At 61.6% G+C, this 9,747-nt stretch carries 10 protein-coding genes and 1 tRNA gene; 9 read left to right on the plus strand and 2 right to left on the minus strand.

What is annotated here, in order from left to right:
- The first annotated feature begins 21 nt into the window (after positions 1-21).
- Positions 22-321 (plus strand): hypothetical protein, encoded by a 300-nt coding sequence (locus EN750_RS06870; RefSeq protein ID WP_127395991.1) that lies wholly within the window; start codon positions 22-24, stop codon positions 319-321.
- 465 nt (positions 322-786) lie between these two features.
- Positions 787-876: transfer RNA gene (locus EN750_RS06875), tRNA-Ser, on the plus strand.
- A 411-nt stretch (positions 877-1,287) separates the two neighbouring features.
- Here EN750_RS06875 and EN750_RS06880 read toward each other — a convergent pair.
- Positions 1,288-1,941: a hydrolase gene (locus EN750_RS06880; protein WP_127395985.1), complete on the minus strand. Its 654-nt coding sequence runs from the start codon at positions 1,939-1,941 to the stop codon at positions 1,288-1,290.
- A gap of 150 nt (positions 1,942-2,091) precedes the next feature.
- Here EN750_RS06880 and EN750_RS06885 point away from each other — a divergent pair, with 150 nt between their 5' ends.
- The 7 genes from EN750_RS06885 (at position 2,092) to EN750_RS06915 (ending at position 8,726) form a co-directional block, all read left to right on the plus strand.
- Positions 2,092-2,985: a LysR family transcriptional regulator gene (locus EN750_RS06885; RefSeq protein ID WP_127395986.1), complete on the plus strand. Its 894-nt coding sequence runs from the start codon at positions 2,092-2,094 to the stop codon at positions 2,983-2,985.
- 181 nt (positions 2,986-3,166) lie between these two features.
- Positions 3,167-3,964, plus strand: coding sequence for a sterol desaturase family protein (locus EN750_RS06890; RefSeq protein ID WP_127395992.1), 798 nt, complete (start codon positions 3,167-3,169; stop codon positions 3,962-3,964).
- Positions 3,965-4,066: 102 nt separating this feature from the next.
- Positions 4,067-4,765, plus strand: coding sequence for a DUF2161 family putative PD-(D/E)XK-type phosphodiesterase (locus EN750_RS06895; RefSeq protein ID WP_127395987.1), 699 nt, complete (start codon positions 4,067-4,069; stop codon positions 4,763-4,765).
- Positions 4,766-4,821: 56 nt separating this feature from the next.
- The gene (locus EN750_RS06900; RefSeq protein WP_189526072.1) at positions 4,822-5,229 is read left to right on the plus strand and encodes a DUF930 domain-containing protein; all 408 of its coding nucleotides are present in this window, start codon (positions 4,822-4,824) and stop codon (positions 5,227-5,229) included.
- 179 nt (positions 5,230-5,408) lie between these two features.
- A complete protein-coding gene (locus EN750_RS06905; protein ID WP_127271063.1) occupies positions 5,409-6,071 on the plus strand; it encodes a TerC family protein in 663 nt (220 codons plus the stop codon).
- Positions 6,072-6,207: 136 nt separating this feature from the next.
- Positions 6,208-7,521 carry a 30S ribosomal protein S12 methylthiotransferase RimO gene (rimO, locus tag EN750_RS06910; RefSeq protein ID WP_127395989.1) on the plus strand — a complete coding sequence of 438 codons (1,314 nt, stop codon included), beginning with the start codon at positions 6,208-6,210 and terminating at the stop codon, positions 7,519-7,521.
- 98 nt (positions 7,522-7,619) lie between these two features.
- Complete coding sequence (locus tag EN750_RS06915; protein ID WP_127395990.1) at positions 7,620-8,726, plus strand: acyltransferase; 1,107 nt, start codon at positions 7,620-7,622, stop codon at positions 8,724-8,726.
- A 44-nt stretch (positions 8,727-8,770) separates the two neighbouring features.
- On the opposite strand, the gene EN750_RS06920 is transcribed toward EN750_RS06915, so the two are convergent.
- Positions 8,771-9,747: BMP family ABC transporter substrate-binding protein (locus tag EN750_RS06920; protein ID WP_145967467.1), on the minus strand; the 977-nt coding region annotated here is incomplete at its 5' end.

Consider the following 9,747-nt stretch of genomic DNA (forward strand, 5'->3'; position numbering starts at 1 on the left):
TCATTGACAATCGCGATCGCAATGTCACTTTCTGCCGGGTCTGCGATCGCCGCATGCCCGGACAAGTCGGCTTCCAATGCCGGGACGGATGCCGAGCAGACCGCCGGCATTTCGAAAGATGGAACTCACGCGCCCTTAGAGGCCCCGAAAGCCACGGACAGCGCGGGCAAGCCAACCGCCAAGGATGGCGCCACAATGCCATTGGCGGGCGCTGAAGGCGGCGGCGACAAGAATCTCGCAACCTCGCAGCAGGACATTGAGGCGCAGCAGCATGGTGATAAGGCCGCGGCGGCAAAGGCCGATGAAAGCTGCAAAGACTGAGGACCGCTCAGGCCGGAGCCAAATTGCAGCTTCGGCCTTCCTCACCAGCAGCTGTTCCCTTGGCGAACTAAATTTTTGGGGAAATACCGCAGCCGTCCCAAGAGGTTGGCCCTGTGGGGATTAACCCGTCAGCCCGGTTGCTTGATGGTTCCGGTCGATAGCCGGATCGCGCCCTTGCCTGGGCCCCTGCATGCAAGCACTGCAGCGCCTCACATCTCGGGCAACGCCCGCGGCGGGCTTCTTCTTCATGCACCATTGGACCGCGATAGTCCCGGCGCTCGATTCCGACACGCTCAGAGTCTGCCCAGGACAGCAGGAAGCGACGCAGCGGTGGTTGACGCAGCCCACAATGCCGCTCTACAGGAATGAAGCGCGAACCAGCCGGGAACGCCTTCGGTGCCAATCCGGTGCCAACAGGCCAAACGAGTTGGCCCCGCGCTGCCCAAGTGGTTGATAAACCACGTTGGAGGAATGGCCGAGCGGTTTAAGGCACCGGTCTTGAAAACCGGCGTGGGTGCAAGCTCACCGTGGGTTCGAATCCCACTTCCTCCGCCATAGATCGATGGTCCGTTCCGGAGACATGGATAGCAGTTGTACCTAAGACACGATGACAACTTCGTGCTTGGTTGCAAGGTCCTCTGTTCCAAGTCGATATATCCGACTGCGAGTCATCGCCTCGATCACGAGCGCCCGGTTGCGTCACGCTGACTTTGAAGTTCGGATGGATGACGGTCATTTCCTCTCGGGAGCGCTCCGCCGAACATCTCCATGGTCCTTTCAATGAGGCGATAGATAGTCAGGTTGCGCCGGCTGCAGTCGCGGTCAATGGCTGGAGGAAGTGATCGTTGATGACACCGGCCGCCCTGCATTCAGGCGGCGGCCGGGTTGTGGAGCGGGATGACGCGGCTCGATAAGCAGCCAGCCTGTTGGCGCTGGATCGCTCCAGCTTTCGTTACCTTCCCCAGTTCAGCCCGCGGTGCTTGGCACAGGCGTGTTGAGCAGTTGCTGCTCCCAGAGGTACGCGATGCCGCTGCCAGCGACGTGCTGCTTGAGCACTTCCGTCAGCTCGCCGACGTGCTCAGTCCGCGCCCAGTCGCGCTGCCATTCCGAGGCCAGCGCCAGCCAGGTCATCATGTTCGCGCCGGCCGCGATCATGCGCTGGATGGCGACCTCGTGCGCTTCGACCGACGTGCCGCCCGAGGCGTCGGCGATGACCGTGACGTCCCAGCCTTCGCCCAACGCCTGGATAACCGGCATGGCGACGCAGATCTCGGTCCACAGGCCAGCGATGATGAGCTGCTTGCGGCCGGTCGCCTTGACCGCGTCCACGACCTTCCTGTCTTCCCAGGTATTGATGAACGTCCGGTCGATGACCTCCTGGCCGGGAAATACGTCGGTGATGTGGGGGAAGATCAGGCCGCCCCGATCGGCAACGACGCTCGTCAGGATGGTGGGAACGCCGAAGGCCTTCGCGGCCTTTGCCAAGGCCGTTGAGTTGTTGACCACTGCATGCGGATCGTGGCTGTTCAGGTTCGAGAGCTGGTAGGGCTGGTGGTCGATAAGAACGAGTACCGAATCTTCGGGACGAAGAAGCGAAGCAAGGCCGTTACGAGGGGTCATCAAGACTTCCTTTCTCTGCCGTCTGGACGGCATGGTTTTCGGGAGACATGCGCCAGCGGGCGACGTTGCCGAAACGCAATTTGCTGTTCCTTTTGGTGATGCGATAGTGCCATACTCAGGCAAGCTGTGTCGCGAAACGAGGAACGCCGATTGGACATCGAAGATCTGCAGACATTCGTCGTAGTGGCCGATGCCGGGGGCGTATCGGCCGCCGCCCGCCGACTCGGCGTCTCCAAGTCGATCGTCAGTCGGCGGCTCTTTCGGGTTGAGGCGGAGCTTGGCGTCCAGCTTCTTGCACGAACGACCCGCGGCGCCGCGCTCACGGAGGCGGGAATTACTTTCAGAGATCATGCGGCCCGAGCCAGCGCCGAGATTGATACGGCCAGGGAAGCGATCTCCCCCACCGGCGAGCTACGCGGCCGCCTGAGGGTTGCCATGCCGCTTACTTTCGGCGCGACCCATTTTGCCCCCGTGCTGGCGGAAATGGCGCGTCTGCACCCGAATCTTCACATCCATACTTCATACAGCGATCGCTTCGTCGATCTCATCGCAGAGGGTTTCGATTGCGCGATCCGGGGCGCCTACCTTCAGGACTCCAACCTGATCGCGAAGCGCGTCGGGCCTATCCATGGAAAGCTTGTCGCGAGCCCGGACTACATCAAAGCGCACGCATCACCCGAGACTCCGGACGAACTCGTCACCCATCAGGCCCTCATGCAGGGAACGGAAGCCTGGCAGTTCATGGATGGCGGCAAGATTGTTACGGTCCAGCCGCAGGGAAGATTCAAGGCCGACAGCGCCACGGCGCTTGCCGCGGCGGCGGCGGCGGGTCTCGGCATCGCCTGGCTCCCCGATTGCATTACACATGAACATGTGGCCTCCGGCGCGCTGGTCCCGATCATGACACGCTATCCGATACCTCCGGGAGCTGCGTATGTCGTACGCCCGCCGGGGCAGCATCCTACGCGGAAAGTGCGCGTGCTCACCGAGATGCTGATTGAGTATTTCAAACGCAACCCGGATCTTTGGGGTCTTGACGGCTAGGACACGAACGGTTCGAAGCCGTGTCAAACAACCGCGTTCGACGGTCCCATTGCTCCGAGCCGTTGCGTTCGGCGACATTGCTTGCACGTTCCGTGCGTTAGCGCCCTTACAGAGCCTTTAGCCTTTGGAAAGGGAGATGTGGTTCCTCTCGGAGGCGCAGACGACGCGCAGAGGCGAATCGATGGATATCTTTGGCATCAAGGCACTGTTGATCTGCGCGCTGATCTTCATTCCGTTCGAACATCTGTTTGCCGAGCGGCCGCAGAAGATCTTCCGCAAGGGGTTTGCTGTCGATCTGATTTATCTGCTGTTCAACGGCTTCATCATAAAGCTGGCCATCGTCATGATGGCGGCAGGCGCGCTCGGTGCCGCTGCGCTCCTTGTCCCGCCGGCGATAACGCAGGCCGTCAGCGGCCAGCCCGTCTGGCTGCAGGTTGCCGAAATCATCGTGATTACCGATATCGGCGTCTATTGGACACATCGGGCCTTCCACAAAATCCCCGCGCTTTGGAAGTTCCATGCCGTTCACCACGGCATTGAGGAACTCGACTGGCTCGGGGCCTTCCACAATCACCCCGTCGACGCCATCGTCACAAAGGCGATATCGCTGACGCCGATCTTTTTCCTCGGCTTCTCGGAAGCCTCGATCGCCGTCTTTTCGACCATCTACCTTGGACACACGCTGCTTGTGCATTCAAACGTGCGGATTCCGTTCGGCCCTTTGAAGTGGCTGATCGCCAGCCCGCAGTTCCATCGCTGGCACCATGCCAACCAGCGCGAAGCCTATGACAAGAACTTCGCCGGGCAGTTGCCTTTCCTCGACATGCTGTTCGGCACCTACAATCCCACCGGCGACAAGGTGCCGGAAAAGTACGGCGTCGACGATCCGATCCCTTCCACCTATTTCGGTCAGATCGGCTATCCGCTCCTGCGCCGCAGGAAGCTGCCGAACCGGGCAGTGCCGAACGCCGAAGCCTGACGGCTGGCCCGACGGTGCGGCATCCACCCCGATCCGCTTTCGGGCCGTGGAACGCCGAACCCCGGGAAGGCTTTTCGCGTCGAATCGGCTAAACCTTGAGGCATGAATGAGACGTCTCTCTATGCGCCGGTGAAGCGGTTCCTCGAAAGCCTCGACTACGTCGTCAAAGGCGAGATCGGCGGCTGCGATGTTGTTGCATTGCGCGAGGGGGAGCCGCCGGTTGTCGTCATCTGCGAGTTGAAGCTGCAGTTCAATCTCGAACTGGTGCTGCAAGGTGTCGATCGTGCGGCGGCCTGCGACGAGGTCTGGCTGGCCGCGCGCATGTCGGCCCGCGGCAAGGGCCGCGAAAGCGACGCCAGGTTCCGCAATCTCTGCCGCCGTCTTGGCTTCGGCCTGCTGGGTGTGACCGCGACGGACCGGGTCGAGGTGCTTCTCAGCCCGATCGCGCTGGCGCCGCGCAAGAATGCCCGCCGGCGCTCTCGTCTGGTCGACGAGCACCAGCGCCGTCGCGGCGATCCGGTTGCCGGAGGAGGATCGCGCAATCCGATCATGACGGCCTATCGCCAAAGCGCCCTCGCCTGCGCTGCCGCCATGGCGGACGGACCCAGGCGGCCGCGAGATCTGAAGGCGGTGACGCCGATCGCGCCGAAAATCCTGCAGCACAATGTCTATGGCTGGTTCGCGCGCGTCGACCGCGGCCTTTACGATCTCACCGATGCCGGCCGTGCGTCTTTGGTCCGTTGGCCGCAGGCATCGCACGACGAATCCCGACACGCAATTTTGAACGCACCGGCCATATGATTGAAGATTCCCGCGGCGTCCGAGGCGGTTCGCTCGGTTGATTTCTCCGACAAAATATGTTGCTTGTCCCGCCCATGAAGAAGCTCTGCATGACCGCCTTGGCGTCAGTGACACTGAGTTTTCCAGCCAGCGCAATGGACGATGCATTGCGCGCCGGTCTGATGAAACTCGATCCCCAAACCCGTCTTGAACAGCGTTGCGACGCCGAAGTGCTCGACCGCATCACCCATGACGATCGCAAGTTCAAAGCCGATCGCGTCGTCGCCTACGCCTTCGCCACGCCCGAGATGGGTGCCGATGCAATCAAGAGCCCGGGTGCTGCGTTTCGCAGCAAGGGGCAGTGGTACCGGCTGAAATTCAAGTGCCAGACCGCGCCGGACCATATGGAAGTTCTGCAGCTCCGTTACCGGATCGGGGACGAGATTCCAGAAGCCGACTGGGCAAAGTACAATCTCTACGATTGATTTGTGATCGGCCATGGTTTTGCCCGGCTGTCGGCGAGTGCCGCAAAGCCTGATCCGGCTTGACGCAACGCTCCTTCGGTGATGCAGCCACGCGTGATCCCTTGACGCCAGGGGACCACCAAGTTAGGGCCTCTGGATAATCGACGAACACTCGGCAAATCAGCAAGGGCTTCCTGTCGATGGACATTTTTTTCAGCGCTGCCAGTCTGACCGCCCTGCTCCAGGTCATCGCCATCGACCTCGTGCTGGCTGGCGACAATGCGATCGTCATCGGCCTCGCCGCGGCCGGCCTGCCTGCCGAACAACGCAAGAAGGCGATTCTTCTCGGCGTGGTGGCGGCAACGGTGCTGCGCATCGGGTTTGCCGCAATTACCGTCAAGCTGCTGGCGATCGTCGGCCTGCTGCTCGCCGGCGGCATCCTGCTGCTGTGGGTCTGCTGGAAGATGTATCGCGAGTTGCGTACGTCCCATGCCGATGAATTGGAAGCGACCGAGGCACTGTCGAATTCGGACCTCAACAACGACCAGGCGGTCGCCGGCAAGACGAAGCGCAAGACCCTTGGCCAGGCTGCCTTGCAGATTGTCGTCGCCGATGTGTCGATGTCGCTCGACAACGTGCTGGCGGTGGCTGGAGCGGCGCGTGACCATTTTCCGGTGCTGATCATCGGCCTGGTGCTGTCGATCGCCCTGATGGGGCTGGCCGCGACTTTCATTGCCAAGCTGCTGCATCGCCACCGCTGGATTGCCTATGTCGGCCTGCTGATCATTTTCTATGTGGCTGTGGACATGATCTATCGTGGCGCGGTGGAGGTTTGGCCGCATGTAAACGGTGCGGTCGGCTGAGGCTGGCGGACATCGGCATCTTCACGCCGTGGAAGCAAGACAGCCGTGCGTTTTGCCGCATCGCGGGCGTGCCCATACCAATGCCGCAATAAGTGTGGTACTGCGCCGGCAATCCTGAAAAGCCCGGAAACGCTCTATGTCCGCTCCACGCGTGAGTTTTGTCAGTCTTGGATGCCCGAAGGCCCTTGTGGATTCGGAGCGCATCATCACGCGCCTGCGCGCCGAAGGTTACGAAATCGCCCGCAAGCATGACGGCGCCGACCTTGTCGTCGTCAACACTTGCGGCTTTCTCGATTCCGCTCGCGACGAGTCGCTCAACGCCATCGGCTCCGCGCTTTCGGAAAACGGCCGGGTGATCGTCACCGGTTGCCTGGGCGCCGAGCCGGACGTCATTCGCGAAAAGCACCCCAATGTGCTAGCGATCACCGGGCCGCAGGCCTATGAGAGCGTGATGGCTGCCGTGCATGAGGCCGCGCCGCCTTCGCACGACCCTTATGTCGATCTTTTGCCGCCGCAGGGTGTCAAGCTGACGCCGCGCCACTACGCCTATCTGAAAATTTCCGAAGGCTGCAACAACCGCTGTACCTTTTGCATCATTCCGGCACTGCGTGGCGACCTCGTCTCGCGGCCGGCGGCCGATGTGCTGCGCGAGGCCGAGAAACTGGCCAAGGCTGGGGTCAAGGAACTTCTGGTGATCTCACAGGACACCAGCGCCTACGGCATCGACATCAAGTATCAGACGTCGATGTTCGGCGACCGTGAGGTGCGCGCAAAATTCCTCGATCTGTCCGAGGAACTGGGCAAGCTCGGCATCTGGGTGCGCATGCACTATGTCTACCCCTACCCGCATGTCGCCGACGTCATCCCGTTGATGGCAGAGGGCAAGATCCTTCCTTACCTGGATATCCCCTTCCAGCACGCTTCGCCGCAGGTATTGAAGAACATGCGCCGGCCGGCACACGGCGAAAAGACGCTCGAGCGCATTCGCGGCTGGCGTGAGGTCTGCCCGGATCTGGCCATTCGCTCCACCTTCATCGTCGGCTTCCCCGGCGAGACGGACGATGATTTCGAGATGCTGCTCGACTGGCTCGACGAGGCCAAGATCGATCGCGCCGGCTGCTTCAAATACGAGCCGGTCCGCGGCGCCCGCGCCAACGATCTCGGTCTCGAACAGGTTCCCCAGGAGATCAAGGAGGCGCGCTGGCACCGTTTCATGCAGCGCCAGCAGAAGATTTCGGCAACGCAGCTGGCCAAGAAGGTCGGCAAGCGCCTGCCGGTGCTGATCGACGAGGCGCATGGCACGTCGGCAAAGGGCCGCACCAAATACGACGCGCCCGAGATCGATGGCTCGGTGCATATCCAATCGCGCCGCCCTTTGCGCCAGGGCGATATCGTCACCGTCAAGATCGACCGCGCCGACGCCTATGACCTTTATGGTTCGGCGGTCTGAGGGCCGTATTTACTACATCTGACGATAGTTCAGCCTTTTAACCCGCTCAGCCGCGATCCGCTCTATGGTTTGCGGACCGGAGATGCGGGGGAATGCGGATGAACACCAGATCTGCGGAACAAAATTACATCGCGACGCTGGATTTGCTCAGGCTGGCGGCAGCACTTGCTGTCGTGTTCTTTCACTATTTCTTTCGCGGCGCGGCCGCCGAAGGCTACCTCGCGCAGGGCTATCCGCTTGCCGCACCGTTCGCCCTCTACGGCTATCTCGGCGTCAATCTGTTCTTCCTGATCAGCGGTTTCGTCATTGCCTGGTCGGCGGAAAACCGGAGCTGGGATCAGTTTGCGATCGCGCGGTTCGTTCGCCTCTATCCGGGTTTTCTGTTCTGCATGACGATCACCTTCGCAGTTCTCACCCTTGCCGGCACGCCGTTGCTTCCAGCCCCTTTCAGCCAGTATGTCGCCAACCTGTCGATGTTCGCGCCGGCCTTCGGCCAACCCTTCATGGACGGCGTCTACTGGTCGATCGTGCTTGAACTGGTGTTCTACGGATGGATCACGCTGGCCCTGTTCACCGGGCTCTTCCAGAAACGCAAGCTGGAGCTGATCTTCATCTGGCTGGCGATCTCGGCCTTGAACGAGTTCTTCATCGGCAGCGGCGGAGCCAGGCTGCTGTTCCTCACCGAGTTCGGCCCGTTCTTCGCCGCCGGCGTGCTGGTCCACCACATCCATTCGCATGGCCGTTCTGTGCCGGCCCTGCTGCTGCTCGCCGCCGCGTTCCTGATCTCCTGCGGAACGCTGTCGGTGACGCAGCGCTGGATGCTCGGCCACTACGGCATTGCCGTCTCCTCGGCCAATCTTGTCCTCGCCAACGCCGTCATGCACGCGGCCCTGATCGGCGCGGTGCTGCTGCGCCACCGTGTGAGGGCATCGGCGCTCACCCTGGCGCTGGGCGGGCTGACCTATCCGCTCTATCTGCTGCATCAGGAGATCGGCTATCTCGCCATCAATGCGGCAACGCCCCTTGTCGGCAAATGGATTGCCGCCCTTGGTTGCGTCGTGCTCATGCTTTTCATTTCGTGGGCGATCTGGCGCACCTGCGAACGACCGGTACAGCGGTTGCTCAGGTTCTGGCTCGGCCGTGTGGTCGATGCCGGACGAACGCGGTTTCATCGCCCCTCTGCCGGCGCACAGCCCGCCGAATGAAGAAGGGCGCTCGCGGCGCCCCTCCGTCTCATGTCTCGCGCTGGTTATTTCGGCAGCTTGTCGTCGACGCCCTTCACATAAAAATTCATGCCGAGCAGCGTGCCGTCGTCGGCGACTTCGCCATCCTTCAGCCATGGCGTGCCGTCCTGCTTGGCGATCGGCCCGGTGAAGGGATTCCAGCCGTCGGCGATCTTCTTTTCGGTGGCTTCGGCCATCGCCTTCACGTCGTCGGGCATGTTGGTATAAGGGGCGAGCTTGACGGCGCCGTCCTTGATGCCGAGCCAGACATTGCCCGGCTTCCAGGTGCCGTCGAGGGCTGCCTGGACCCGGCTGATGTAATAGGGACCCCAATCATCGGTGAGCGAAGTCAGCTGCGCCTTGGGCGCGAACTTGATCATGTCCGATGACTGCCCAAAGCCCTTCAGGCCCCGCTCCTCGGCCACTTGCAGGGCAGCGGTCGAATCGGTGTGCTGGACGATGATGTCGGCACCCTGGTCGAACAGCGCCTTGGCGGCGTCGGCTTCCTTGCCCGGATCGAACCAGGAATTCACCCAGACGATCTTGGCTTTGAAGTTCGGGTTGATCGACTGTGCGCCGAGCATGAAGGAGTTGATGCCCATCACCACTTCGGGAATCGGGAAGGAAACGATGTAGCCGGCAACGCCGGCCTTGGATTCCTTGGCGGCGATTTGGCCGAGCACGTAGCGGCCTTCGTAGAAACGCGCATTGTAGATGCCGAGATTGTCAGCGGTCTTGTAGCCGGTGGCGTGCTCGAACATCACCTTGGGGAATTTCTTGGCGACCTTCACTTCCGGGTCCATGAAGCCGAAGGAGGTGCCGAAGATGAGCTTGCAGCCTTCGCGCGCCAGGCGCTCGAAAGCGCGGTCGGCGTCGGGACCTTCCGAGACGTTTTCGAGATAGGCTGTTTCGACCTTGTCACCGAGCGCCTTCTCCACATCGAGACGGCCCTGGTCGTGCTGGTAGGAGTAGCCGAAGTCGCCGATCGGGCCGGTGTAGACCC

The organism is Mesorhizobium sp. M7A.F.Ca.ET.027.03.2.1 (assembly GCF_003999175.1).
Lineage (GTDB): Bacteria > Pseudomonadota > Alphaproteobacteria > Rhizobiales > Rhizobiaceae > Mesorhizobium.

Coding starts and splice junctions, on each gene's coding strand:
- EN750_RS06900 (WP_189526072.1), top strand. CDS start 4,822: ATGTTGCTTGTCCCGCCCATGAAGAAGCTCTGCATGACCGCCTTGGCG.
- rimO (WP_127395989.1), top strand. CDS start 6,208: ATGTCCGCTCCACGCGTGAGTTTTGTCAGTCTTGGATGCCCGAAGGCC.
- EN750_RS06870 (WP_127395991.1), top strand. CDS start 22: ATGTCACTTTCTGCCGGGTCTGCGATCGCCGCATGCCCGGACAAGTCG.
- EN750_RS06890 (WP_127395992.1), top strand. CDS start 3,167: ATGGATATCTTTGGCATCAAGGCACTGTTGATCTGCGCGCTGATCTTC.
- EN750_RS06915 (WP_127395990.1), top strand. CDS start 7,620: ATGAACACCAGATCTGCGGAACAAAATTACATCGCGACGCTGGATTTG.
- EN750_RS06880 (WP_127395985.1), bottom strand. CDS start 1,941: ATGACCCCTCGTAACGGCCTTGCTTCGCTTCTTCGTCCCGAAGATTCG.
- EN750_RS06895 (WP_127395987.1), top strand. CDS start 4,067: ATGAATGAGACGTCTCTCTATGCGCCGGTGAAGCGGTTCCTCGAAAGC.
- EN750_RS06905 (WP_127271063.1), top strand. CDS start 5,409: ATGGACATTTTTTTCAGCGCTGCCAGTCTGACCGCCCTGCTCCAGGTC.